At 60.1% G+C, this 24,623-nt stretch carries 21 protein-coding genes; 10 read left to right on the top strand and 11 right to left on the bottom strand.

Annotated features, from left to right (window positions below):
* Window positions 1-5 precede the first annotated feature (5 nt).
* The 3 genes from ABIE13_RS14315 to ABIE13_RS14305 all read left to right on the top strand — a co-directional run bounded on the left by ABIE13_RS14315 (window position 6) and on the right by ABIE13_RS14305 (window position 3,403).
* Window positions 6-1,328 (top strand): efflux RND transporter periplasmic adaptor subunit, encoded by a 1,323-nt coding sequence (locus ABIE13_RS14315; RefSeq protein WP_354444519.1) that lies wholly within the window; start codon window positions 6-8, stop codon window positions 1,326-1,328.
* 120 nt (window positions 1,329-1,448) lie between these two features.
* Window positions 1,449-2,195 (top strand): ABC transporter ATP-binding protein, encoded by a 747-nt coding sequence (locus tag ABIE13_RS14310; protein WP_354444518.1) that lies wholly within the window; start codon window positions 1,449-1,451, stop codon window positions 2,193-2,195.
* A complete protein-coding gene (locus ABIE13_RS14305; protein ID WP_354444516.1) occupies window positions 2,195-3,403 on the top strand; it encodes an ABC transporter permease in 1,209 nt (402 codons plus the stop codon). The genes ABIE13_RS14310 and ABIE13_RS14305 overlap by 1 nt, the downstream gene beginning before the upstream one ends.
* Before the next feature lie 456 nt (window positions 3,404-3,859).
* Here the strand turns inward: ABIE13_RS14305 and ABIE13_RS14300 are convergent, their stop codons facing one another.
* The 3 genes from ABIE13_RS14300 to ABIE13_RS14290 form a co-directional block, all read right to left on the bottom strand.
* On the bottom strand, window positions 3,860-6,016 hold the full coding sequence (locus ABIE13_RS14300; RefSeq protein WP_354444514.1) for a 3-hydroxyacyl-CoA dehydrogenase NAD-binding domain-containing protein: 2,157 nt from the start codon (window positions 6,014-6,016) through the stop codon (window positions 3,860-3,862).
* Between the two features lie 69 nt (window positions 6,017-6,085).
* Window positions 6,086-7,291: an acetyl-CoA C-acetyltransferase gene (locus ABIE13_RS14295; protein WP_354444512.1), complete on the bottom strand. Its 1,206-nt coding sequence runs from the start codon at window positions 7,289-7,291 to the stop codon at window positions 6,086-6,088.
* A 94-nt stretch (window positions 7,292-7,385) separates the two neighbouring features.
* A complete protein-coding gene (locus tag ABIE13_RS14290; RefSeq protein WP_354444510.1) occupies window positions 7,386-8,168 on the bottom strand; it encodes a crotonase/enoyl-CoA hydratase family protein in 783 nt (260 codons plus the stop codon).
* A gap of 161 nt (window positions 8,169-8,329) precedes the next feature.
* On the opposite strand from ABIE13_RS14290, the gene ABIE13_RS14285 reads away from it, so the two are divergent.
* The 6 genes from ABIE13_RS14285 (at window position 8,330) to ABIE13_RS14260 (ending at window position 15,780) form a co-directional block, all read left to right on the top strand.
* A complete protein-coding gene (locus ABIE13_RS14285) occupies window positions 8,330-9,205 on the top strand; it encodes a branched-chain amino acid ABC transporter permease (RefSeq protein ID WP_354444508.1) in 876 nt (291 codons plus the stop codon).
* An 83-nt stretch (window positions 9,206-9,288) separates the two neighbouring features.
* Window positions 9,289-10,365: a branched-chain amino acid ABC transporter permease gene (locus ABIE13_RS14280; RefSeq protein WP_354444506.1), complete on the top strand. Its 1,077-nt coding sequence runs from the start codon at window positions 9,289-9,291 to the stop codon at window positions 10,363-10,365.
* Between the two features lie 14 nt (window positions 10,366-10,379).
* Window positions 10,380-11,195, top strand: coding sequence for an ABC transporter ATP-binding protein (locus ABIE13_RS14275; protein WP_354444504.1), 816 nt, complete (start codon window positions 10,380-10,382; stop codon window positions 11,193-11,195).
* The gene (locus ABIE13_RS14270; RefSeq protein WP_354444503.1) at window positions 11,192-11,974 is read left to right on the top strand and encodes an ABC transporter ATP-binding protein; all 783 of its coding nucleotides are present in this window, start codon (window positions 11,192-11,194) and stop codon (window positions 11,972-11,974) included. The genes ABIE13_RS14275 and ABIE13_RS14270 overlap by 4 nt, the downstream gene beginning before the upstream one ends.
* A 2-nt stretch (window positions 11,975-11,976) precedes the next feature.
* Window positions 11,977-13,839, top strand: a complete 1,863-nt coding sequence (locus ABIE13_RS14265) for an AMP-dependent synthetase/ligase (RefSeq protein ID WP_354444501.1) — start codon at window positions 11,977-11,979, stop codon at window positions 13,837-13,839.
* A 753-nt stretch (window positions 13,840-14,592) separates the two neighbouring features.
* On the top strand, window positions 14,593-15,780 hold the full coding sequence (locus ABIE13_RS14260; protein ID WP_436278415.1) for an ABC transporter substrate-binding protein: 1,188 nt from the start codon (window positions 14,593-14,595) through the stop codon (window positions 15,778-15,780).
* Between the two features lie 92 nt (window positions 15,781-15,872).
* Here the strand turns inward: ABIE13_RS14260 and ABIE13_RS14255 are convergent, their stop codons facing one another.
* The 3 genes from ABIE13_RS14255 to ABIE13_RS14245 form a co-directional block, all read right to left on the bottom strand.
* Window positions 15,873-17,051, bottom strand: coding sequence for an acyl-CoA dehydrogenase family protein (locus tag ABIE13_RS14255; RefSeq protein WP_354444499.1), 1,179 nt, complete (start codon window positions 17,049-17,051; stop codon window positions 15,873-15,875).
* Window positions 17,052-17,113: 62 nt separating this feature from the next.
* Window positions 17,114-17,968, bottom strand: coding sequence for an archaetidylserine decarboxylase (gene asd, locus ABIE13_RS14250; protein WP_354444497.1), 855 nt, complete (start codon window positions 17,966-17,968; stop codon window positions 17,114-17,116).
* A 192-nt stretch (window positions 17,969-18,160) separates the two neighbouring features.
* The gene (locus ABIE13_RS14245; RefSeq protein ID WP_354444495.1) at window positions 18,161-18,859 is read right to left on the bottom strand and encodes a fumarylacetoacetate hydrolase family protein; all 699 of its coding nucleotides are present in this window, start codon (window positions 18,857-18,859) and stop codon (window positions 18,161-18,163) included.
* Between the two features lie 229 nt (window positions 18,860-19,088).
* Here ABIE13_RS14245 and ABIE13_RS14240 point away from each other — a divergent pair, with 229 nt between their 5' ends.
* Window positions 19,089-19,475: a BON domain-containing protein gene (locus ABIE13_RS14240; protein WP_354444493.1), complete on the top strand. Its 387-nt coding sequence runs from the start codon at window positions 19,089-19,091 to the stop codon at window positions 19,473-19,475.
* Between the two features lie 52 nt (window positions 19,476-19,527).
* On the opposite strand, the gene ABIE13_RS14235 is transcribed toward ABIE13_RS14240, so the two are convergent.
* The 5 genes from ABIE13_RS14235 to aroB all read right to left on the bottom strand — a co-directional run bounded on the left by ABIE13_RS14235 (window position 19,528) and on the right by aroB (window position 24,559).
* On the bottom strand, window positions 19,528-20,454 hold the full coding sequence (locus tag ABIE13_RS14235) for a class I SAM-dependent methyltransferase (RefSeq protein WP_354444491.1): 927 nt from the start codon (window positions 20,452-20,454) through the stop codon (window positions 19,528-19,530).
* Window positions 20,451-21,026 (bottom strand): DUF1415 domain-containing protein, encoded by a 576-nt coding sequence (locus ABIE13_RS14230; protein WP_354444489.1) that lies wholly within the window; start codon window positions 21,024-21,026, stop codon window positions 20,451-20,453. Before ABIE13_RS14230 ends, ABIE13_RS14235 begins: the two co-directional genes overlap by 4 nt.
* 64 nt (window positions 21,027-21,090) lie before the next feature.
* Entirely contained in the window at window positions 21,091-22,320 is a 1,230-nt protein-coding gene (locus ABIE13_RS14225; protein WP_354444487.1) for an MFS transporter, read from the bottom strand.
* Window positions 22,317-23,447, bottom strand: a complete 1,131-nt coding sequence (locus ABIE13_RS14220) for a deoxyguanosinetriphosphate triphosphohydrolase (RefSeq protein WP_354444485.1) — start codon at window positions 23,445-23,447, stop codon at window positions 22,317-22,319. The genes ABIE13_RS14225 and ABIE13_RS14220 overlap by 4 nt, the downstream gene beginning before the upstream one ends.
* Entirely contained in the window at window positions 23,447-24,559 is a 1,113-nt protein-coding gene (gene aroB, locus ABIE13_RS14215) for a 3-dehydroquinate synthase (RefSeq protein ID WP_354444483.1), read from the bottom strand. Before aroB ends, ABIE13_RS14220 begins: the two co-directional genes overlap by 1 nt.
* Window positions 24,560-24,623: the final 64 nt, after the last annotated feature.

The raw sequence follows: 24,623 nt of genomic DNA, 5'->3' as shown, positions 1-24,623 counted from the left end.
CTTACATGAACGCCCCCTCCCCTCCTTCTCCCGTGCCCGCCTCTGCACCCACCAGCCTCGAAGACCTGCTCGGTGAAGATCGCCCTGCCCCCTGGTGGAGGCGCCCCTTGACTTGGATAGGCCTGGTGCTGCTTCTGGCACTGGGTGCAGGCCTGTGGTGGTGGAATGGCCAGAAAGCAGCGCGTGCCGTGCCGGTTTATGTGACCAACCCGCTTGAACGCGGCGACATCACGCTCACAGTGACGGCCAACGGCACACTCAAACCTACGCGCTCCGTGGCCATTGGCAGTGAACTCTCTGGCACCGTCAACCGCGTGCTGGTGGATGTGAACGACAAGGTCAAGAAAGGCCAGGTGTTGCTGGAACTGGACAGGTCCAAGTTCCAGGACACCGTTGAGCGCACCCGCGCCGCACTCAACTCAGCGCAGGCCAGTCTGGTTCAGAATGAAGCCACCGTTCGCGAAGCGCGCGCCACGCTAGGTCGCTATGAAGAAGTAGCTCGTCTGTCCCAAGGCCGTGTACCCTCTGCGAGTGAGCTGGATACCGCACGCGCCACACTGGCTCGCGCCATCGCCAGCACGGACAGCGCACGCGCTCAAGTGACCCAAGCGCGTGCCACGCTTTCCACCGAAGAAACCAACCTGTCCAAGGCATCTATTCGCTCCCCCGTGGACGGTGTGGTGCTGGCCCGTTCGGTCGATCCAGGCAATGCAGTGGCGGCCTCACTGCAAGCGGTCACCTTGTTCACCCTGGGTGAAGATCTGAGCCGTTTGATACTTGAAGCCAGCGTGGATGAAGCCGATGTGGGTTCCGTGCAAAAGGATCAGTTGGCCAGCTTCACGGTCAGCGCCTACCCTTCGCGACACTACCCGGCTCAGGTCGCGCGCGTGGCCTATGGCTCGACCACCACCAACAACGTGGTGACCTACACCACCACCCTCAGTGTGAACAATGAAGATCTGAGCCTGCGCCCCGGCATGACGGCAACCGCCACCATCATTTCCACCGAACGCAAGGGCGTTCTGCTTGTCCCCAATACCGCCCTGCGGTTCACGCCGGCCAACCCTGAAGGTGCTGCGCCTGCCCGAAGTGGCGGAGGCCTCATGTCGAGCATGATTCCGCGCCCACCCGGCGGCGCACGCCGCCCAGGTGGAACCACCAGCGCGCCCGTCGCTGGCCAGGAGCGGCAGATCTGGATCCTGCGCGAACAACAACCTGTTGCCGTCACGGTTCAAACCGGCATCTCGGACGGCCGTCGCACGGAAATCAGCAGCGCCGAACTGAAAGAAGGCGATCTGGTCATCACCGATCAACTGGCAAAGCCATGAGACTTGGCCAGCCTCTGTTTGTCATGCCCATCTGCACCCGCGCTGTTGATGGCTCTTTCGGGTCAACTGTGACGGCCATGACGCGAGTGCGCACCTTTGCGCCAGAGACCTCTGCACACCATGTCTGAGATGCCGCTCATACGCCTGCGAGGCGTCACCAAACGCTATGGAGACGGCAGCACGGCCTTTCTGGCGCTCAAAGGCGTTGATCTGGATATACAGCGCGGCGAGTTCGTGGCCATCATGGGCCCCAGCGGCTCTGGCAAATCCACTGCCATGAATACGCTGGGCTGCCTGGACCGGCCCACCGGCGGTCAGTATTTGTTCATGGGCGCGCACGTCGAGACGTTGACTCGTGACGAACGGGCGCGCCTGCGCCGCCGCTTCTTCGGCTTCGTGTTCCAGGGTTTCAATCTGCTGGCTCGCACCAGCGCCCAGGAAAATGTCGAGTTACCCCTGCTCTACCGGGGCGAATCCGCAGCGGCTCGCCGCGTCGCAGCCGCCAAAGCGCTGGCGTCTGTGGGGTTGAAGGGTTGGGAACACCATACGCCGGCCGAACTGTCGGGCGGCCAACAACAGCGCGTGGCCATCGCGCGTGCCATCGTCACCGAACCTTCCGTTCTGCTGGCCGACGAGCCCACGGGCAACCTGGACACTCAGCGCAGCCACGAAATCATGGACCTGCTCTCGCGACTGAACAGTGAGCAGGGGATCACTGTGCTGATGGTCACGCACGAGCCGGACATGGCGGCCTACGCCCAGCGCATCGTGCGCTTTGTCGACGGCCTGGTGTCCACCGACACACGCAACGCCCAGCCCCTTCTGCCCGGTAGCTATCAGCCACCGCCTCCCATGGAGGTGCGCTGATGCTTTGGAACACGCTGATCCTGGCGTTGCGCTCTATCCGCCGCAATGTCTTGCGATCATTTTTGACCGTCCTGGGCATTGTGATTGGCGTATCAGCCGTGATCACCATGGTCACGTTGGGCAGCGGCGCCACCCAGGCCGTACAGAACCAGATCTCCAGCCTGGGCACCAACCTGCTCATGATCCGCCCCGGCCAGCGCATGGGGCCGGGCAGCGGAGGTGCGACGGCGCCTTCGTTCAAGGAAGGCGATTCGGATCTGATTGCGTCACAGATTTCAGGGATCACTACGGTGGCTCCGGAAGCACGCTCATCCGCAACGCTCGTGGCGGGCGGGCAGAACTGGAGCAGCAGCGTTATTGGTTCGAACAACAACTGGCTGCAAGCCAGTAACTGGACTTTAGGGTCCGGTCGCACCTTCACCGAAGCGGAGCTCAATGCGGGCGCCGCGGTGTGCATCATCGGTGCCACGATCCAGCGCCAACTCTATGGCGGAGGAGATCCATTGGGCCAGCAGTTGCGTGTGGGCCAGGTACCATGCCAGGTGATTGGTCTTTTCGAGAGCAAGGGCCAGGGCTCTTTTGGTAACGACCAGGATGAGCTCGTTCTGATGCCCTTGAAGACGCTGCAACGTCGGCTGACAGGCAACACCAATGTCAATACGCTGCTGGTGTCTCTGGACCCGGCCAGCGATACCGAGCGCGTCAAATCCAGCCTGACTCAGCTCTTGCGCGAGATGCGCAAGCTCTCCAGCGGAGATGACGACAACTTCAACGTCTTGGACACCAAGCAGTTGGCAGATACCTTGTCGGGCACTACCAAGGTCATGACCATGCTGCTGGGCGCCGTGGCCGCGGTCAGCTTGCTTGTCGGCGGCATAGGCGTGATGAACATCATGCTGGTCAGCGTGACCGAGCGCACGCGGGAGATTGGGCTGCGGCTGGCCATTGGGGCGCTCGAGCGAGAGGTCTTGCTTCAGTTTTTGATTGAAGCAGTGGTCCTGGCCAGCCTTGGCGGGTTGATAGGGGTGGTGCTGGCGACTGGCGCTTCCATCTTGCTGGCGCAGCTGATGCAGGTGCCTTATGTGTTCCAGACGGGCATCAATTTGCTGTCGTTTGCGTTTTCAGCGGGGATTGGTGTGTTGTTTGGGTATTTTCCTGCGCGGAGGGCGGCGCAGATGGATCCTATTGAGGCTTTGCGGCATGAGTGATCTTCTCTTACTCCCTCGCCCTTTGGGAGAGGGTTGGGGTGAGGGCAAGCGGCGGTTGAGTTGTTGTCTGTGCTTCTAGTTACCTTCTGCGCTTGCATTGAAGTCGGAGGCCGGAGAGTGCGCCCGGCAGCGCACCTACTTCTTCTTTGCTCCGCCAAAGAAAAGTAGGCAAAAGAAAGGCGGCCCCACCGTCCGTGTCCCTTCGCTGCGCTGCGGGCAACCTGTGGTGCTCGGTCAAGGGGCGGTGCGCCAGAACTCCCTTCGTTCACTTCGCTCTCTTCGGTCAGACAGCTGCCGCAAGCTAGTTCACGAAGCAAGAGCATCTTGCAGTGCTCTTGCCCGCCCCTTACCCTGCGCTCCTCGGCACGGCCAAAGGGGTTGGATACCCATTCGGGCCATTGCTGCGCTCGGCCTCGGCTTCAAGTCAGAGACCGCCCGCCTACAGCGACCAGGCCATCACCACTTCGGCTCAAATCGCCGTATCGCCGCTTTCACTTCGTCACTCAATGCGAAGCCACTGCCGTGACTGGCCTCCAGTTCGGCACAGCGTTGCTCAAACCCTTCGATACCTTGGCCGTAAATAAACTGCATGGCTCCTCCCGTCCAACCCGGAAAGCCAATTCCGAAAATGCTGCCCACGTTGGCCTCGTGCACGCTGGTCAGCACGCCTTCGGCAAGGCAACGCGCCGTTTCCACAGACTGGCGATAGAGCAAACGGTCTTTGACCTCCTGCGCATCCCAGGTGGCGCAGGATTTTTCGAACAGGTTCTTGAGCTCGGGCCAGAGGTGCTTTTTGCCACCGGGCGGGTAATCATAGAAACCGCCGCCTCCTGCCCGTCCAGGACGCTTCAACTCCTTGACCATGCGTTCGACCAAAAGCTCACCCGCGGTGGCTTGATAGGGCTTGCCTTCTGCAGCAAAGTCCGAACGTGTTTGGTCGAGCACGTGCACAGAGAGCGACAAGGCCGTTTCGTCCAGCACAGCCAGGGGGCCTACGGGCATGCCAGCCTGAACGGCGACGTTCTCTATAACGGCGGCGGGAATGCCCTCGCCCAGCATGGCGGCGCCTTCCATGACGTAGGTACCAAAGGTACGGCTGGTGTAGAAGCCACGAGAGTCATTGACCACGATGGGCAGCTTGCCCAAGGCCAGCACGTAGTCGTAGGCTCGGGCCACAGTTTCATCGTCGGTCTTTTCCCCACGGATGATCTCGACCAGTTGCATCTTGTCCACCGGACTGAAGAAGTGGATGCCGATGAATTTTTCAGGGTGCTTGCTGGCATTCGCCAAGCCACTGATGGGCAAGGTGCTGGTGTTGCTGGCGAAGAACCCGCCATCGGCCAGCATAGGCTCGGCTTCCTGCGTGACCGCAGCCTTCAACTCGCGTTGCTCGAACACGGCCTCGACGATCAGATCACAGCCCTGCAGGTCGGCGGCCTGCCCTGTGGGAGTAATCTGGGCCAACAGCCTTTGCCGCGCTTCATCGCTCATCCGCCCTTTGTCCACGCGCTTGTCTGCCAGGCGTTGAGAATAGGCTTTGCCCAGTTCAGCTTTCTCAGCCGAGACGTCCTTCAGCACCGTGGCAATGCCGCGACTCGCCTGCGCCCAGGCAATCCCGGCGCCCATCATGCCCGCGCCCAGAATGCCCACTTTCTGCGGTTTGTATTTGGGCACGTTCTTCGGCCGCGCCTGGCCACTCTTGATGGCATTCAGGTTGAAGAAGAACGTGTTGATCATGTTCTTCGTTACCGGGCTGGTCAGCAGACTGGCCAGGTAGCGGCTTTCAATGCGCATGGCGGTGTCGAAGTCCACCGCTGCGCCTTCCACCATCGCGGCAAGCGTCGCCTGTGGTGCGGGATAAAGTCCCTTGGTCTTCTGCTTGAGCACCGCAGGCACCACGGGCAGCATGGCTGCAATCTTGGGATTGGATGGGGTGCCACCCGGCATGCGGTAGTCCTTGCGTTCCCAGGGATGCTGAGCAGCCTCGGGCTGGCCCTGCACGGACTCGATCCAGGTGATGGCGCGCGAGACCAACTGATCGGCGGTGTCTACCAGCTCATGCACCAAGCCAAGGCGATGGGCTTCTGCGGGGTCGAAAAGCTTGCTTTCCAGCAGATAGGGCTGCGCCGCTACCAAGCCCAGCACGCGCGTCATCTTGGTGATGCCGCCTCCACCTGGGAGCAAGCCAATACCTACTTCTGGCAAGCCAAGGCGAATCTTGGGATCTGCAAGAGCAATGCGATAGTGGCCCAACAGGGCCACTTCCCATCCTCCGCCCAAAGCAGCCCCATTGAGGCAAGTGACGATAGGCTTGCCCAGCGTTTCAATGGTGCGGAAGTTGCGCTTGATGCGCTCGATCTCGGTAAAGAAGCGCCGGGGCGCTTCGTGTGCGTCCATGCGCATGACGCCCTTGAGGTCGGCCCCCGCGAAGAAGGTACTCTTGGCGGAGGCGAGGACGATGCCCCTGATGTCGGCCTTCGCAGCGGCGAGCTGCTCGGCCAGCGCATCCATGTCCGATTGCCACACCTCTCCCATGGTGTTGACTGGAGAGTTGGGCTCATCGAAAGTGACGATGACGATACCGTTCTGGTTCTCTGTACGAATGGTGTTCATGATGGATTTATCTGGTGGCGGTCAACGAGGGCAGTCTTGTCAGCAAAATGGATAGCGTCCGCAAAGACGTCACACCCGCTCGACGATGGTCGCGATACCCATTCCGCCCCCGACGCACAGGGTGACAAGCCCGTAGCGCAACTGCCGACGATGCAGCTCATCAATCAAGGTGCCCAAAATCATGGCGCCCGTCGCACCCAGAGGGTGCCCCATGGCGATAGCACCTCCATTCACATTCACTTTCTCATGGGGGACATCAAACTCCTTCATGAATCGCATCGGCACCGCTGCGAATGCTTCATTGACTTCGAAGAGGTCGATGTCCGCTATGGTCAGACCCGCCTTGGCCAAGGCTTTGCGGGTGGCGGGCATGGGCCCGGTGAGCATGATGGTGGGGTCGGCCCCCGACAGTGCCGTCGACACAATACGAGCGCGCGGTTTGAATCCATGCGCCTTGGCAGCGCTCTCGTTGCCAATCAGCACCGCTGCCGCACCATCCACGATTCCGCTGGAATTGCCCGCGTGGTGAACGTGCACGATACGTTCGACTTCTGGATACTGGCTGATGGCAACCTGGTCAAAGCCCATGGCGCCAAGCTGCTCAAACGAGGGCTTGAGTGCACCTAGCGTTTGGACTGTGGTGTTGGGCTTGATGAATTCATCTTGCGCAAGGATGACCTGTCCCATCATGTCTGTGACGGGCACCAGAGAGCCGTTGAAAAAACCGCTTTCACGCGCCCGCGCAGCCCGCCGCTGTGATTCAACCGCGAACGCGTCCACATCGGCCCGCGTAAACCCGGCCAGGGTGGCGATCAGATCGGCGCCCACACCTTGCGGCACGAAGTTGGTATCCGAATTGGTCTGCGGATCCTGTGCCCAGGCCCCACCATCGGACCCTATGGGCACGCGGCTCATGCTTTCAACCCCACCAGCTACCACCAGGTCCTCCCAGCCAGAGCGCACTTTCTGCGCAGCCAGGTTCACTGCCTCCAGGCCCGACGCACAGAACCGGTTGAGCTGCACGCCAGCACAACGCCAATCCCATCCTGCCTTCAGCGCCGCGACTTTGGCAATGACCGAGCCCTGTTCGCCATGCGGCGACACCACGCCCATCACCACGTCATCAACGGCAGCCGTATCCAGATCGTGCCTTCTGCGCAGCGCATCCAGCGTGCCAGCCAACAGGTCAATGGGCTTGACCTCATGCAGGCTGCCATCTTTCTTGCCCCTGCCGCGCGGGGTGCGGATGGCGTCGAAAACATAGGCTTCGGTCATTCAGTTGTCTCCAGGTGCAATGATTTATTTATGAGATGCAAATATACCTAGTGTGCTCTGCATAGTCCCAGCTCTCCAAGTCTTCAACTGTCTCTCAGGTCTTATCTGCAAATCGCCTGGCGCCAGAAAGCGCATCTGGAATGCGCTCCCGACCGCCTAACCACTCCTTGTGCAGCGCTTGCGTCAGCGGCCAGTCCCATTGTGTCAGCGCACTCATGCGGTCAGTGCGCATCGTCTCTTGGGGGAACTCGGCGATCTGCTGAGCCAGCGCCATGGCCGCGTCGCGCGCCTGGCCCGTCGGCACAACCCGATTGGCCAAACCGATCGCCAAGGCTTCCGCCGCATCCACGCGCCTGCCTGTGAGAATCAGATCCAGTGCACGGCTTTGCCCTATCAGGCGCGGCAAGCGAACAGTGCCACCATCGATCAAAGGCACACCGAAGCGCCGGCAGTAGATGCCGAAATAGGCGTCGTCCTCCATCACCCGCAGATCGCACCAGAGCGCCAACTCCATACCACCAGCCACCACCGCGCCACTCACGGCGGCGATCACGGGCTTGGTGAGCACAAGACGCGACGGCCCCATGGGGCCGCACGGCAAAGTGTCGTCTGGCTCATATGCCAGATCAGACAACAGGGCACTGACACTGGCTTCGGCTGTTTGCGCCATGACGGCACCAGACTTCAAATCCCAGCCTGCGCAGAAGTGCCCGTGCGCTCCGTGCAATACAGCGACGCGCGCCTGCTCGTCGTGTTCGAAATTGACAAAGGCCTGGTGCAAGGCGCGGGCGGTCTCCGCATCGACAGCGTTGCGAACTTCGGGCCGCTGCCAACTGACCACGGTGACCGGGCCCTGCTTCTCGATTTGTACGGTCATAGTTTTTCCATGGACTTCAAGCTTGGACCCCATTGACGATCTCCTGCGAGATCGCAAGCACGTTCTAAGAACGTGTTCTTAGGGTTTTCAGGGGATGAAATTTCTCACTCTGCTAGCTAGAGTCGGGCATTCCAGCCGAGCCATTCATTTTGGGAGACAACTTGCAGTTCGTGCAACTAGTGATCAGCGGTATTGCCCAAGGCTGCATCTACGGGCTCATCGCGCTGGGCTTCGTGCTGATTTACAAGGCCACTGAAACCGTCAGCTTCGCGCAGGGCGACCTCATGATGCTGGGTGCATTCTGCGGCCTGGCCTGCATGACTTTGCTGGGCTTTCCCTTCTGGCTGGCCGTGCTCGCTGCCATCGGGGCGATGGCGCTTTTCGGCATGATGGTTGAACGCCTGGTCATTCGCCCCATCCTCGGACAGCCCGCCTTTTCCATTGTGATGCTCACCATCGGCATCGGCTATGTAGCCCGAGGCTTGATCACCATGATTCCCACCATCGGTACCGAGACGCATACCCTGCCCGTGCCCTACAAGGACGAACTCTGGAGCATGGGCTCTCTGGTGATCAACGCCGTTCAAGTGGTGGTGATCAGCGTCACGGCACTGCTTTGCGCGGGCCTCTTTGCCTTGTTCAAGTACAGCAAGCTCGGCATTGCCATGCAGGCATCGTCGCAAAACCAACTAGCGGCCTATTACATGGGCATTCCCGTCAAGCGCCTCAATGGCCTGGTGTGGGGATTAGCCGCCGCCGTGGCCGCTGTGGCAGGGCTTTTGCTCGCGCCCATCACGTTCGTGCATGCCAATATGGGCTTCATTGGCTTGAAAGCATTTCCAGCCGCAGTGGTCGGAGGATTCGGCAGCCTGCCAGGCGCCATCGTGGGCGGGCTGATCATCGGCATTGTGGAATCGCTGGCCGGGTTCTACCTTCCGGAAGGATTCAAGGACATTGCCCCTTACATCGTGGTGCTGATCATGCTGATGGTCAAACCCAACGGTCTGTTCGGCGAAAAGTTGCGCAAGAAGGTCTAGGAATGATTCCAGGAATGACTCATCACCTGCGCACGCACATCCTCTCACGCCACGCGAACCCAACGCCCTGGACAGCACACTAGATGCGTTTTATCTTCAAAACCAGTTACGAACAGGACATCCGCCTGGCCAAGCATGGCGGACATGTGTTCTGGTATTCGGCGCTTTTGCTGTTGATGCTGGCAGCGCCCTGGCTGCTGCCCGAGTATTGGCTGGCACAGCTCACTTTTGTGTTGATCTACGGCATTGTCGGACTCGGGCTGATGCTGCTGGCAGGGTTTACCGGGCAGTTTTCACTGGGGCATGCGGCCTTTGTGGGCGTGGGGGCCTATGCGCAGGCGGTACTGACCAACGCTGGCGTGCCGTTTCCGCTGGCCATGGTGGGCGCTGCGCTGCTCGCCGCCGTGGCAGGCGTGATTGTGGGCTTGCCCGCGCTAAGGCTTAAAGGCATCTACCTGGGCATTGCCACACTTGCCTTTGGCTTCATCGTTGAAGAAGGATTTGCCCGCTGGGAATCCGTGACGGGCGGCAACGCAGGCATGCATGTCAAGGCACCGGCCATATTGGGCTGGAAGATCGAATCGGGCGAAGGTTTTTACTTCATCTGCATCGTCACGGCGGTCATAGCTACGCTGGCCATCCTGAACCTCTTGCGCAGCGCCACCGGACGCGCCTTCGTGGCCATCCGTGACTCGGAAATCTCTGCCCAGAGCATGGGCATTCATCTGGCGCGCTACAAGACCCTCTCCTTCGCGCTGTCAGCCGCGCTGGCAGGGGTGGGCGGCGCACTGTATGCGCACAAGATGCGCTTTCTCTCGCCCGATCAATTCAGCATCCTTCAATCGATCGATCTGCTGCTCATGGTGGTAATTGGTGGCCTGGGGTCTGTCCATGGGGCGTTCCTGGGCGCGGCCTTCTTGATTGCCATGCCTCAGCTTATCTCCATGGTCAAGGACTACCTGCCTGATGCCATCGGCCAGGCACCGGGCCTGCAATCTGTGGTTTACGGCTCAGTCCTGATTGCTTTCGTGCTGTTCGAACCTCTCGGCCTGTACGGGCGCTGGCTCAAGATCCGCACCTGGATCCAGATGTTCCCGTTCTACCGTCAGGGCATGTTCAAGCGACAGAAGTCGTTCCAGAAGTCCGATAGATTGAAATGACGAGCGGCGAATCCATGACCCAAGAGATCCTGCTGTCGGCCAAGAATCTGAGCGTGCGCTTCGGTGGAGTGCTGGCCGTCAATGATGTGAGCTTCGACGTGCGTCGCGGAGAAGTATTCACGCTGATCGGCCCCAACGGTGCTGGCAAGACCACCGTCTTCAACCTCATCAGCCGCATCTACACCCCAACCAGTGGCACGATCGCTTTCTCGGGCCCTGATGGGCTGCTGGACCTGACCTCTCAACCTCCGCACAAGGTGGCCTCACTGGGGATTGCCCGCACGTTCCAGAACATCGAATTGTTCGAGCATGCCACCGTATTGCACAACCTTCTCATCGGGCGCCACACGCATAGGCGCACCGGATTTTGGAGCGAAGTGTTTTTTACCCCCGCCACGCGCGCGGCCGAGATCGAGGCGCGCGAACACGTGGAGCGGGTCATAGACTTGCTGGATCTCCAGCACTACCGCGATTCCATGGTGGCCGGGTTGCCATATGGCGTGCGCAAGGTGGTCGAACTGGCCAGAGCGCTTTGCGCCGAGCCCCGGTTGCTTCTACTGGATGAGCCCTCCTCCGGCCTGAACGTGGAAGAAACGGAGGGCATGGCCTTCTGGATTCAGGACATCGTGCAAGAGTTGGGCATCACGGTGCTGATGGTCGAGCACGATATGAGCCTGGTGTCCAAGGTATCGGATCGGGTGGTGGCCATGAACCAGGGTCAAGTGCTGGCCATGGGGTCTCCCCGCGAAGTGCAGAGCAATCCGGCGGTCATCGAGGCCTATCTGGGCTCCATAGATGACGTCTCGTCTCTGCGAAGGGTGGTGCAATGAGCGAGGCTACACAACCCATGCTCCAGTTGCTCAACGTCGAGAGCTCCTACGGCCCCATCAAAGCCATCCGGGGCGTCAGCCTGAAGGTACGCAAGGGAGAAATAGCTACCGTGCTGGGCAGCAATGGCGCGGGTAAAAGCACGATATTGAAGACCATCTCAGGCATTCTGGATCCGCGCAAAGGCTCCATCGAGTTCAAGGGCATGAACATCACAGCCAAGGACCCGGCGTTCGTGGTGCAGCAAGGGCTGTCGCACGTACCCGAGGGCCGTGAAGTGTTTCCTCTGCTTTCCGTGCACGACAACCTCCTGATGGGCGCCTACACTCGCAAGGACCGCGATGGCGTCGCGCGCGACATGGAGCAGGTCTACATGTACTTTCCCATCCTCAAGGAACGCTATGCGCAGGATGCCGGCTTGCTCTCGGGCGGCCAGCAGCAAATGCTGGCCATCAGCCGTGCGCTGATGGCAGCGCCGGATCTGATTCTGCTGGACGAACCCAGCCTGGGCCTTTCACCGCGCCTGACCAAGGAAATCTTCGAGATCGTCGTGCGCATCAACCGGGAGCGCGGCACCACCATCCTGCTCGTTGAACAGAACGCCAATATGGCCCTGAACGCGGCGGACTACGGCTACGTGCTTGAAAACGGCCGCATCGTGATGGAAGACACCTGTGATCGCCTGCGCGAGAAAGAAGACATCAAGGAGTTCTATCTCGGCATGAAGGATGAAGGTGTGCGCGGCGAGCGGCGCTGGAAAAAGAAGAAAACCTGGAGATAGCCATGTCCAAGCTCTGGGATCTAAACCATATTCAACCAAACACGGAAAGCGTGCTCGCAGGTGAAACGCTCTCGGCCATGTTCTGGAACGCCGTCGAAGAACGGGGATCGCAGACCTGGTTGCGCCAGAAAGTCCTGGGCGTCTGGCAGAGCTGGGACTGGACGCAGGCCGGCGAAGCGGTGCGCGAAGTCGCTGGCGGGCTGATCAGCCTGGGCTTCATGCCTGGCGAGACGGCATCCATCTTGTCCAACACCGTGATCGACTGGGTCATTGCGGACCTGGCCGTCCTGAGTTGTGGCGGCGTCTCGAACGGGATCTACCCCACGGATGCCCCGTCTCAGGTTCACTACCTGTGCGAGGATTCCCGCACGCGCGTGCTGTTCGTTGAAGACGATGAGCAACTGGACAAGGCTCTGGAAGTTCGCGAGAGTCTTCCGCTGCTGTCCAAGATCATCGTCTTCGACATGAAAGGCCTGCGCGATCTGAGCGACCCCGGCGTGATGAGCCTCGATGCCCTGCGCGAAGCGGGCAGAGCCTACAACGCGCAGCATGAAGGAGCGGTTCGCGCACGTTCGGACGCCTGTCGCCCTGAAGACCTCGCCATATTGGTCTATACCTCGGGCACCACCGGAAAACCCAAGGGTGCCATGCACACCCACGCCGGTCTGGTCTACACCGTGCGCGGCTACAACACCTTGCTCTCGCGTGAAGCGCAAGACGAATGCATGTGCTTCCTACCGCTCTGCCACATCGCCGAGCGCATGGGCGGAGAGTATTTCTCGCTCTATACCGGCGCAAGACTGAATTTTGTTGAGAACCCGGACACCGTGCCGGAGAACGTCAGGGAGATCGCCCCCACGGTGTTCACTGCCGTCCCGCGCGTCTGGGAGAAGTTCTATTCCGGCGTGATGATCTCGCTCAAAGAGGGCACTCGCTTGCAACAGGCCATCTACGGATGGGGCATTGGTGTCGGCCACCGCATTGCCGAGCGGGTCATTGCGGGCCAGCCAGTTCCGGCCGGCCTGAAGGCGCAGTTCACGGTAGCTCGCTGGCTGGCCCTGAACAATGTGCGCAAATTGATCGGCATCCACCGTGCACGTTTTCTGGTTACGGGCGCAGCACCGATTTCGCCGGACCTCGTGAAGTGGTATCTGGCGCTTGGCGTGCCCATGCTCGAAGTTTGGGGCATGACCGAGACCTGCGGAGCCTCTACCGGCATGCCCATTGGCCAGATCAAGCCAGGCTCCATTGGCCCTGCAGCGCAGTTCAACGAAGTTCGGCTGGATCCTCAGACGAACGAAATTCAAGTGCGCGGCCCCAATGTCTTCGCGGGCTACCTCAACCAACCCGAAAAAACAGCAGAAGCTTTTGATGCGGATGGCTGGTTGCGGACGGGCGACGTCGGCACTGTGGACGGCGATGGTTTCTTTCGCATCACAGACCGCATGAAGGACATCATCATCACGGCTGGCGGCAAGAACGTCACGCCAAGCGAGCTGGAGAACGAGCTGAAGTTCAGCCCGTACATCACCGATGCCGTCGTGATTGGCGATCAGCGCCCCTACCTGACGGTGATCATCATGATCGACCAGGAGAACGTTGAGAAGTACGCGCAGGACAACGATGTGCCTTTCTCCAACTACGCCAGCCTGACGCGCGCGCCGGAGATTCAGGAGTTGATTCAAGGGGTCATTGACGCGCTGAACAAGAAGTTCGCCCGGGTTGAGCAGATCAAGAAGTTTTTCTTGCTGGATACGCAGCTGACGGCTGAAGATGAGGAGCTGACGCCGACTATGAAGCTTAAGCGGAAGTTGGTGCAGGTGAAGTATGCGGAGAGGATTGAGGGGATGTATTCGGGGGGGTGACGGGTTGGTGCTGCTGGCAGAGCAGCTGGCTGCGGGAGTCTGTTGATCTACTCCCTCTTTTCTTGGGAGAGGGCGGGCGGCGGTTGATTAAGTCGCTGTGGTTACTGACTGCCTTCTGCTCTTGCATTGAGGTCGGAGGCCGGGGAGTGCGCCCGGCAGCGCAGCCACCTTCTTTTGCTCCGCCAAAAGAACCTGGCGCAAGAAAAGGCGGCCCCACTGTCCGTGACCCTGCGCTTCGCTCCGGGCAACCTCCGGTGCTCGTGCAAGGGGCGGTGCGCCAGAACTCACTTCGTTCACTTCGCTCTCTCCGTTCAAACAGCTGGCGCAAGCTAGTTCACGAAGCAAGAGCATCTTGCAGTGCTCTTGCCCGCCCCTTGCCCTGCGCTCCTCGGCACGGCCAAAGGGGTGGGACACCCACTCGGGCCATCGCTGCGCTCGGCCCTGAAACTATCAGTCGCAAGGGATGGTGTTACTCCCTCTCCCGCTTGTGGGCGCCCGGCTAGGGGCGCCCGGCTAGGGGAGAGGGAGCCAAATTCAAAAGGCCGCGGAGCAGGCCATTCGGGAGTAGCCGCGGAGCGGGCTTCGCCCGGTCGCTGGCTGCGTCCCCCTGGGGGGAAGGCGCGTGAGCGACTCAGGGGGGAGCCATTTCATCAAGGGGAGCCCCAATCGTCTAGGGGTAATCACTGCGGTCACATCATGCCGCCTGTGTACACAATTCGATTCGAGTCATAGCCATTACAAAAGGAGACATCCATGCGATTGAAGTCCGCATTCACAACACTGGCCACCATGGCCGCCGCACTAGCCGGCGCGCTGATTGTCACCGCGCCCGCGTTGGCCCAGCAAGCCCAGGGCGTGACCAAAGACCAGATCAATCTGGGCTCTATTCAGGATCTCTCCGGACCACTCGCTGGCTTCGGCAAGCAGGTGCGCCTGGGCATGATGCTGCGGGTCGATGAGATCAACGAGCAAGGGGGCATCAAGGGACGCAAGATTTCCCTCAAGGTGGAGGACTCTGGGTACGATCCCAAACGCGCCGTGCTGGCTGCGCAGAAACTGGTGAACCAGGACAAGATCTTTGCCATGGTCGGCCATATCGGCACGGCTCATAACGTCGCCACTTTCCCCGTGCTGTTCGAGAAGAACGTCATCAATTTCTTCCCTGTCACGGCCGCGCGCGAAATGTATGAGCCGCTTAATCGACTCAAATTCGCATTCGCCGCGACCTACTACGATCAGATGCGTTTGGCAGCGCCCAAGCTGTTCAAGGAGAAAAATGCCAAGAAGGCCTGCGTCATTTATCAGGACGATGAATTCGGTCTTGAAGTGCTGCGGGGCGCTGAAGCAGGTCTCAAGACCATTGGTGCCGAACTCGGTGAAAAAACCAGCTTTAAACGCGGGTCAACCGACTTCTCTTCTCAGGTGGCTCGCATGAAAGCAGGTGGTTGCGACTTCGTGGTGCTCGGCACCATCATCCGCGAAACCATTGGCACGGTGGGTGAGTCGCGCAAAACAGGCTTCAATCCCACCTTCCTGGGTTCCAGCGCCGCCTACACAGACTTGATCCACAAGCTGGGCGGCAAGGCCATGGACGGTGTCTATGCTGCCATGACCGTGCAGAACCCCTACCTGGATGAAGCCTCGCAGCCGATCCGATTCTGGGCCAACAAGTTCAAGACCAAGTTCAATGAAGATCCAGCGGTCTTTGCAGTCTATGGCTGGCTGGTCGTCGACTCGTTCGCGCGCGGAGCCGAGAAGGCAGGAGCCACGCTGACGACAGACACCTTCATCAAGGCCATGGACAGCATGACATTCCCGCCAGACATGTTTGGCTCGGCAGAACAAACCTTCACTGCCAAGAAACGCCTGGGTAGCGATGCCGCTCGCTTGTCGCAGATTCAGGACGGCAAGTGGAAGGTCGTGTCAGACTATCTGAAATAAGGTTCGATCAGAAAGGCGCGGCCACTTGGAAAGTGGTCATGCCCCCCGCAAAGCTGCTGTGGCCCTGAACTGGGCCACAGCTTTTTTTGTTTTCAGCCTGGACGGCGCTTGACCATGCCCATGGTCTTGGCAATGATGCCCATCATGACCTCGTCCGCCCCGCCGCCAATGGAGGCCAGACGGCCGTCGCGGTAAAGCCGCGATATGCGGTTTTCCCACGTGAAGCCCATACCGCCCCAGAACTGGAGGCAGGTGTCAGCGACCTCACGCGTGAGCCGGCCAGCCTTGAGCTTGGCCATGCTGGCAAGTTGCAAAACATCTTGCCCGCTCACGTAAAGATCTCCCGCTCGCCAAGTGAGCGCCCGCAGGGCCTCGACTTCTGTCTGCAGTTCGGTCAGCTTGAACTGAACCCATTGCTGATCGATCAGCGTGCCACCGAACAGGCTTCGTTGCTGCGCCCACTCAATGGTTTCGCGGATGCACTCGTCCAGCGTGACCAGGCTGTTGGCCGCGGCCCAAAGACGCTCTTCCTGGAACTGCTGCATCTGGTAGATGAAGCCCTGGCCCTCCTGGCCAATCAGGTAGCGCTGCGGCACACGCACTTCGTCAAAATAGATCAGACCGGTGTCCGAGGAGTTCATGCCTATCTTGCGGATCTTCTTGGCGACTTCTATGCCCTTGGTCATGCGCCCACCTGGCCCGTCTCTCATGGGCACCATGATCAGGGACTTGTTCTTGTGGGCTGAACCTTCGCTGGTATTGACCAGCATGCACATCCAGTCGGCCTGCAAGCTGTTGGTGATCCACATTTTCTGGCCACTGATGATGTAGTCGTCACCGTCCTTGCGCGCCTTGCTTCGAATGCCAGCGACATCGCTGCCCGCGCCGGGCTCGCTCACCCCCACGCAGCCCACCATGTCGCCGGCAATGGCGGGGGCCAGGAATTGACTCCTCAACTCGTCGCTGCCAAAGCGCGCCAAGGCAGGGGTGCACATATCCGTGTGCACACCAATCGCCATGGGAATGCCGCCACAACGGATGTAGCCCAGGGTCTCAGCCATCACCATGCTGAATGAATAGTCCAGAGCGGCACCTCCGAACTCAGCAGGCTTGGTCAAGCCCAACAGGCCTAAATCGCCCAGACCTTTGAACACCTTGTGAGCGGGAAATATCTCCGCTTCTTCCCACTCATCTACAAACGGATTGATGTGCTCATCAATGTAGCGCTTGAGGGTCTTGCGTACTTCCTCGTGCTCGTGGGTCAGCTGCATACCTTGTCTCCTTGGATTTTTGGTTGAACGTGAGACCTTATCCGAAAGGCGACTTTTGCAATCTAAGTAGTTCCCATCATCTCGCCCAGGCGAACGGGTCGCTCAGCAGCCCAATCAGGATTGAATTCCAGGGTATCTTTAGGCCACAGCATGACAACGGTAGACCCCAGCAGGAATCGCCCCATTTCCTCGCCCTGATGTAGCACCACGTTTTTCCCGGCGTAGTCCCAGCGGCGGATGTCACCAGAGCGGGGCGGGTTGACCACACCGTGCCAGACGGTGGCCATGCTGCCGACAATCGTTGCACCCACCAGCACCAGCACGAAGGGGCCATGTGCTGTGTCGAACAGGCACACCACCCGCTCATTGCGCGCGAAAAGCCCTGGCACCCCTCTGGCCGTCGTGGGGTTGACCGAGAAGAGGTCTCCGGGCACATACACCATGGATTTCAGCGTGCCGGCGCAAGGCATATGGATACGGTGATAGTCACGCGGGCTCAAGTAAATCGTGGCGAACTGGCCGTGTTCGAATTCCGATGCCAGCGCCGCGTCACCGCCCAGCAGGGCGCTCGCACTGTATTGATGCCCCTTGGCCTGGAATATCTGGTCTTTGTCCATGGCACCGAACTGGCTGATGGCCCCATCGACCGGACAGACATAGTCCGCGTCCGCCAGGGGCCTCACACCAGGGCGCAGCGCACGAGTGAAGAATTCGTTGAAGTTCGCATAGCTCTCGATTCTTGAATCCAGCGCCTCGGCCATATTGACGTCATAGCGCTTGATGAAACGGCGGATGATTTCATGGCTGATATTGCCCATGCGCGCACCCGCAACCAGCCCCGCGAATTGCGTCAGGGAACGCTTGGGGAACAAGTATTGGGGCAGAACTGCGAGGCGGCTGGACTTATCGTTTGGCACGGAATGGGCCGCGAGCGGCGAATAAAAAAAGGCGCCTTATTCTAGGGCGTGTCATCAATTAACCCCCCCACGCGCTGGCTCGCCCTGCGGCGTCTACTTTGTCGGCAGCCTTGGCCGTAGATCACTACGGCCAAGGCTGCCTTCGCGTATCCATCCTCAGGGCCAATCAGCGCGTGGGGGTCATTGTCTCGGTTACTCAGGCTGACCGATGGTCAGCGCGATGTCGCCCAGGCCATCAATCTTTCCGGTGATCTGGTCACCCGGCTTCACGGGTCCCACGCCTTCCGGTGTGCCGGTATAGATCAGATCGCCAGGTTGAAGGTGGTAGTACTCAGAGAGATTGGCCACGACTTCCGGCACACTCCAAATGAGATCTTTCAGGTCGGCGTTCTGCTTGATCACGCCATTGACCGAAAGCTGAATGTTTCCGCTGGAGAGGTGGCCAATTTCGCTGGCAGGCACCAGCGGGCTGATGACCGCGGCGTTCTCGAAATCCTTGCCGAAATCCCAGGGGCGCCCCATTTCACGAGATTTGATCTGCAGGTCGCGGCGCGTCATGTCCAGCCCGCACGCGTAGCCCCAGACGCAATCTTGCGCCTGTTCAGGTGTTACGCGAAAAGCTGGCTTGCCAATGGCGATGACCAGTTCCATCTCGTAGTGATAGTTCTGCGTTCCCAGCGGGTAGGCAATGGTGCTGCCCGTGGAGACCAGATCAATCGGTGTCTTGTTGAAATAGAACGGCGGCTCGCGATCAGGGTCGAAACCCATCTCGCGCGCATGAGCAGCATAGTTGCGTCCCACGCAAAAAATGCGGCTGACAGCATACTGCTGGCTTCCACCCCGCACCGGTACGGCAGCTTGAGGAAGAGGTGTGAAAACATAGTTACTCATGCTGATTCCTTTTTTTCTCAGTTCAACTCAGTTCAGATCTCGCTCTGCCCTGCACTGCCTCCCTTTTTGGAAAATTTCAATTCTCCATTTCTGGCGCCAGGAGCATTCAGGATGTTAATCCCAAGACGCAGCAGCGCTCCAGGCTCCAACACGCTTTGTAGCAACTGCATCCGCCGTTCTCTGCCGTTATCATGGATTCTCAGCATTGGTTTTCCAATAAGGAGTATGTATGGTCCCGAACAATTCATTCACCCGCCGCGCAGGACTGCTTGCCTGCTCTCTGGTTGCAGGCGTCGTGCTGGCGGGCTGCGCAGTCGGCGGTGATTACCGCGACTATGGTGGTGGGTACGGGCGCGCCCCGCAGAGTGGCCCCATGTCGAACCAGGAAGCCTCGCGCATGGCTTACGAGCAGGAGCTGGAAAGACGCGTGATGTCAGCTCTGCGAGCCGACCCTCGCGTTGGCGCACAGGGCCTGACCGTGAAGTCCGAAGGTGATGGCGTGGTCGCCATTGGCGGCACTCCGGCCAACGGTGCGGCGGGACGTGACCTGGCACTGCTGATTGCGCGCAGCGTGCCCGGCGTTCGCCGCGCAGTCAACACCATGACGGTGAACTAGAACGAGTGTGTAAGTAGTCCGCTGGACCGCGGGCCAGTTTGGCGCTCAAGAATCACGGCTGAAGGACAAACCTGGTCTTGAGCAACTCCTCAAGACCGAATTCGGCAAGCAATGCCCGCAAGCGCTCGGCCGCAGCGCGTTTCTTGTGTCCGGTCCAGCGAGCGATGATCAGTTCATTCTTCATGCTGTGCTCCCAGCCTACCAACTCTGTGACGGTGACTTGATAGCCCTGGGACTCCAGGTAGAGGCAGCGCAACACATTGGTGAGTTGGCTACCCATCTCACGCGTGTGCAAGGGATGGCGCCAGAGTTCGGCTAACGGAGTTCTGGCAAATTGCAAGGCCTTGGATTGCCGCAGGCAAGCCGCCACTTCCGCCTGGCAGCAAGGCACAAGCACCATGGCCTGCGCCCGTTTGGCCAGGCCGAAAGCTATGGCTTCATCCGTGGCCGTGTCACATGCATGCAGCGCTGTGACCACGTCTATGGCTTCCGGTATTTGCGTGTCGTTGGTCGACGCCGCCGCAGACATGGCCAGGAAATGCATCCGATCGAAACTCAGACGCTCGGCCAGCTGGCGAGAACGCTCGACCAATTCTGATCTGGTTTCAATACCGTAAATGCTGCCGCTTCCCCTCGCCTTGAAGTGCAGGTCATAGATGATGAAACCCAGATAGGATTTTCCCGCCCCATGATCGGCCAGCGTGAGTTCGTCGCCATGCGGCTTCAGGTCAACCAGCAACTTCTCGATGAACTGAAACAGGTGATCTACCTGCTTGAGCTTTCGGCGGGAATCCTGGTTGAGCTTGCCCTCCCGCGTGAGGATATGCAGCTCCTGCAAGAGCGCAACCGACTGCCCCGGCCTCAGCTCCGGCGGTGGCGTGAGCTTAGCAGCATGTTGCCTGTCCTTGCCTCGAGCGTTCTTGTCTGCGTTGCTGGCTTGGCCTGTTCTCATGCGCGGAATTTTCTCTGTCTGTTTCATGATTGGCCCTCTCCTTCGCGGCTGAGGCGCGCTCCCACATCGAGGGCTTGCCAGCCTTGCGCACCAAGTTTTTCAAGTACATCCATGTTGGCTTCAAATATGGCCTCGGCATCTGGAAAGGCCTCCACCGCGCGGTCAATGCTTTCTTCTCTCAACAGGTGCAAGGTGGGATACGGCGAACGGTTGGTGGCGTTGGTGATGTCGTCTTCATCCGTTCCCGCAAACTGAAAGCGCGGGTGAAACGGAGCGATCTGAATCACCCCTTCCAGATCGAGCCTGGCCAGCACCTCTTCAGCTTCGCCCAGAAAATCATTGAAGTCCAGGAAATCGTCGAAGCTACCGGGCGCCACCAGCAACACGGTTTCGCGCTCGGAAGGATCAGCTTCAACGAGAGCTACAAGCTCGTCCTCCAGTGCAGTCAGCAGCGCGGGGCCGCCGCCACTACTGCACACGGCAAAGTGAATCTGTCCCTTGACATGCGGTCCCTTTGCAAACGGGCAGAGGTTAAGCCCAATGACTGCGCGCTCAAGCCAGCGGCGGGTGTCAGCGATGGCGATTTCTTCAGAATTCATGATTAACCTGGAAACTTCAGTTCTGAGCGGGTAGCTCCCCATGAACGGGATCACTCAACCGTTTTCATGCCTTGGCGGGCGCCGACAAGCGGCGGGCAATCAGAGCAGCCAGCACGGCGCCCAGCACACAACAGCCGCTGGTAGCCACCCACGTCATTTGCCAACCGCCAACGCGGCTGGCCAGCCACGCCACTGCAGGTGGCCCTGCGAGCTGACCGGCAGCCGACCATTGCATCATCCAGCCCACCGTGGTGGAAATGGATCGCTCGTTAGGTGCCATGGGAGCCACCAGGCCAAACAGCGTACCCGGAATCAGTCCCCCCACGGACGAAAACAGCAAAGCACCCAGGTAGCGTACCACTGGTGTCCCCTCCGTCACCACGGAAAAGGCCAGCACGGTACCTACAGCCATGGCGCCAAAACCCGCCCACAGGAGGTAAACCGCGGGTACACCACGGTGCAGCAGCCTTCCCGCAGCCACGTTTCCTAACATATTGACCGCCGCCACCAAAGCAGACAAGGCCGCACCCAGTGCGCCGGTCCAGCCGGACTGCGCGTAAAACGAAGGCAGGAACCCGATTACCCCCAACCACTGGCATGCGTAGGAGGCAAATGTCAGGGCAATGAGCCAGGGGCCCGGCGAGCGCAGTGTTTCCATTAGCCGAGCAGGCCAGGCCAAACCAAGGCCGCCGGAGCCGGGCTTGGATGGACGCCCGTCTGCCGGCACCCGGGCCTGAACCCACAGGGCCATGGCCCCCGAGAGCCCGGCCGTCAGCCACCACCATCCATGCCAGCCCACCCCATGCAGTACCAGCGGGCCCAGCAGGAACGCCATGGCCGTTCCGAATGGCATGAAAGCGCTCCAGACGCTCAGCATCTTGGTCAGGCTACCTCGCTCAACGACACGGCGAATCAGACTCGGTGCGGGCACCGTGGTCATCAAAAAGCCCACGCCTTCGACTGCGCGAAGCAGCAGCAGGGTGACCGCGTCGTGCGCGAAGCCTCCCGCCACACCCGCACAGAACAATATCCACAAACCGATCAGTACACTGCGACGCAAGCCTATGCTGTCGGCCGCCAAACCAGCGCCTATGCCCAGCATCATGGAAGCCAGTTGCACCAGAGAAAGCAGAAAGCCAGCCTGGACGAGCGTAATGCCCAGATCCTGCTGCAACACCGGCAGCGCCGGAGGCAATTTACCTACATGCAAGGCCGCGCTGACTCCGGCCAGAACAATGATCCATGCGGGGTGCAAGCCCGCGCTCGCTGGCCCTTGCGTGGCAGTGCGAATCACGCCAGCAGCTTTCGTCCAGTCATGCGCTCGTGCTCCCGCAGAGCGAATCGGTCGGTCATACCCGCAATGTAGTCGGCCACGGCACGCTCATGATCTGGGCGCTGCGAAAACTCTGCCCCCATTTCACCGGGTCGCGACTCATAGGCCGAAAACAATTCACGCACCACCTGTTTAGCCTGCGTGGTGGTCTCCACCACTTGAGGATGTCGATACAGATTGGCGAAAAGAAACCGTTTGAGAGCCGCAGATTGCGCGCGCATCTCATCACTGAAACATACCAGCGGGCCCGCCAGGCGCGCCTCGTCAGCGCTATGAGGCTGCGCCTTGTCGATCGCTGCCTGGGTGGCTGCGATCACATCGTAGACCTGAGCGCTCAGCATTCGGCGGATGGACTCATACAGCACTCGCCGCCCTTGTAGATCAGGGTGTTCGCGACGCGTGTCAGCCAGATGCAGCGCAAACAGCGGGACGCTGGCCATCTGCCCCAAAGTCAGAAGGCCGGAGCGCACGCCATCGTCAATGTCATGGGCGTTGTAGGCAATTTCATCGGCCAGATTGCACAGCTGGGCTTCCAGGCTGGGCTGAGTGCCATCAAGAAAGCGGCGGCCCACCCCACCGGGCTCGGTCTCTTCCAGTTTCCGCGCGTTGACCGGGGAACAGTGCTTGAGAATGCCCTCACGCGTTTCAAAGGTGAGATTCAGGCCATCATGCGCCGGATAGCGCTCTTCCAATTGATCGACCACGCGAAGGCTCTGCATATTGTGCTCAAAGCCGCCGTGGTCTGCCATGCATTCATTGAGCGCGTCCTGGCCCGCGTGGCCAAACGGCGTGTGCCCCAGGTCATGGGCGAGCGCAATCGTTTCCACCAGATCTTCGTTCAGAAGAAGTGAGCGGGCAACCGAGCGCCCCAACTGCGCAACCTCCAGCGAATGCGTGAGCCGCGTGCGAAACAGATCACCCTCGTGGTTCAAGAACACCTGGGTCTTGTAGACCAGGCGACGGAACGCAGTGGAATGAACAATGCGGTCACGGTCACGCTGGTACTCCGTGCGCGTGGGAGCCGCTGCCTGGGGATAGCGGCGGCCTCGGGATTGCGCGGGGTCGGAGGCGATCACGCGCTCTGCCATCAGGCTGCGCAGCAGCGGTCGATCACGGCACGCACCAGAGCATCAGGTGCCCCGCGTACCGCCGCTCTGCCCGGACCATCGATGACCACGAAGCGGATTTCACCGCTTTCAGCCTTCTTGTCCACGCGCATCAATTGCAGGTAGCGCCCTGCATTGTCGTTTTCATCGAGGATAGCCCCCCGGGTAGGCAGGCCCGCGCGATGGATCAAGGCTTTCAGACGCTGCACGAACGCAGCGTCCACGAGGCCCAGCTCGCGCGACAACTCGGCCGCCATCACCATCCCGGCGCCTACGCCCTCCCCGTGGAGCCAGGCCCCATAGCCCATGCCTGCTTCGATGGCGTGCCCAAAGGTATGGCCAAAATTCAATATGGCCCGCAATCCCGACTCACGCTCATCTGCCCCCACCACGTCAGCCTTGATCTGGCAGCTTCTTTTGACCGCATGGGCCAGCGCGCTGATTTCGCAGGCGCGCAGCGCCTCCATGTTGGTTTCCAGCCAGTCGAGCAAGCCCATGTCAGCGATCGGACCGTATTTGATGACCTCGGCAAGGCCTGCAGACAGCTCTCTCGGCGGCAGAGTCTTGAGAACGTCCAGGTCGCACACCACGCGCTGAGGCTGGTAGAAAGCCCCAATCATGTTCTTGCCCAGTGGATGGTTGACGGCGGTTTTACCACCGACTGAGGAGTCGACTTGCGCCAGCAAGGTGGTCGGCACCTGAACGAAGGGCACCCCACGCATGTAGCAAGCTGCCGCAAAACCCGTCATGTCGCCCACGACACCCCCGCCCAGTGCGTAAAGCGTGGTCTTGCGATCTGCGCTGCTGGAAAGCAGCGCATCAAACACCAGGTTGAGCGTTTCCCAGGTTTTGAACTGCTCACCATCAGGAAGCGCCAGCGTACGCACCGCCGAGTGTCGCCGTGCCAGCACACCGGCCAGGCGCTCCGCATAGAGCGGCGCCACGACGGTATTGGTCACGATGAGTGCCTGCGTGCCTGGCTTGGCACCCTCATAGACCGCTGGGTCGTCCAGCAGCCCGGAGCCAATCAAAATGGGATAGCTGCGCTCGCCAAGGTCAATCGAGACCTGCTGCGCGAATGAAATTCCTTGCATGGGGCGTCAGTGTAGTGCTTGCGACCCAAACCTGTTTTCAAATGGGCTGTCCGCGTGCTGCCGT

This window comes from Ottowia thiooxydans, from assembly GCF_040548795.1.
GTDB classification, from domain to species: Bacteria; Pseudomonadota; Gammaproteobacteria; order Burkholderiales; family Burkholderiaceae_C; genus Ottowia; species Ottowia thiooxydans_A.
Note: the sequence above shows the minus strand (reverse complement) of the source record. Positions and strands in the feature narration are given on the sequence as shown.

Bases quoted from the DNA above. Each gene is read 5' to 3' on its own strand.
- ABIE13_RS14315 (WP_354444519.1), top strand. From the start codon at position 6: ATGAACGCCCCCTCCCCTCCTTCTCCCGTGCCCGCCTCTGCACCCACC.
- ABIE13_RS14310 (WP_354444518.1), top strand. From the start codon at position 1,449: ATGTCTGAGATGCCGCTCATACGCCTGCGAGGCGTCACCAAACGCTAT.
- ABIE13_RS14305 (WP_354444516.1), top strand. From the start codon at position 2,195: ATGCTTTGGAACACGCTGATCCTGGCGTTGCGCTCTATCCGCCGCAAT.
- ABIE13_RS14300 (WP_354444514.1), bottom strand. From the start codon at position 6,016: ATGAACACCATTCGTACAGAGAACCAGAACGGTATCGTCATCGTCACT.
- ABIE13_RS14295 (WP_354444512.1), bottom strand. From the start codon at position 7,291: ATGACCGAAGCCTATGTTTTCGACGCCATCCGCACCCCGCGCGGCAGG.
- ABIE13_RS14290 (WP_354444510.1), bottom strand. From the start codon at position 8,168: ATGACCGTACAAATCGAGAAGCAGGGCCCGGTCACCGTGGTCAGTTGG.
- ABIE13_RS14280 (WP_354444506.1), top strand. From the start codon at position 9,289: ATGCGTTTTATCTTCAAAACCAGTTACGAACAGGACATCCGCCTGGCC.
- ABIE13_RS14275 (WP_354444504.1), top strand. From the start codon at position 10,380: ATGACCCAAGAGATCCTGCTGTCGGCCAAGAATCTGAGCGTGCGCTTC.
- ABIE13_RS14270 (WP_354444503.1), top strand. From the start codon at position 11,192: ATGAGCGAGGCTACACAACCCATGCTCCAGTTGCTCAACGTCGAGAGC.
- ABIE13_RS14265 (WP_354444501.1), top strand. From the start codon at position 11,977: ATGTCCAAGCTCTGGGATCTAAACCATATTCAACCAAACACGGAAAGC.
- ABIE13_RS14260 (WP_436278415.1), top strand. From the start codon at position 14,593: ATGCGATTGAAGTCCGCATTCACAACACTGGCCACCATGGCCGCCGCA.
- ABIE13_RS14255 (WP_354444499.1), bottom strand. From the start codon at position 17,051: ATGCAGCTGACCCACGAGCACGAGGAAGTACGCAAGACCCTCAAGCGC.
- ABIE13_RS14245 (WP_354444495.1), bottom strand. From the start codon at position 18,859: ATGAGTAACTATGTTTTCACACCTCTTCCTCAAGCTGCCGTACCGGTG.
- ABIE13_RS14240 (WP_354444493.1), top strand. From the start codon at position 19,089: ATGGTCCCGAACAATTCATTCACCCGCCGCGCAGGACTGCTTGCCTGC.
- ABIE13_RS14235 (WP_354444491.1), bottom strand. From the start codon at position 20,454: ATGAAACAGACAGAGAAAATTCCGCGCATGAGAACAGGCCAAGCCAGC.
- ABIE13_RS14230 (WP_354444489.1), bottom strand. From the start codon at position 21,026: ATGAATTCTGAAGAAATCGCCATCGCTGACACCCGCCGCTGGCTTGAG.
- ABIE13_RS14220 (WP_354444485.1), bottom strand. From the start codon at position 23,447: ATGGCAGAGCGCGTGATCGCCTCCGACCCCGCGCAATCCCGAGGCCGC.
- aroB (WP_354444483.1), bottom strand. From the start codon at position 24,559: ATGCAAGGAATTTCATTCGCGCAGCAGGTCTCGATTGACCTTGGCGAG.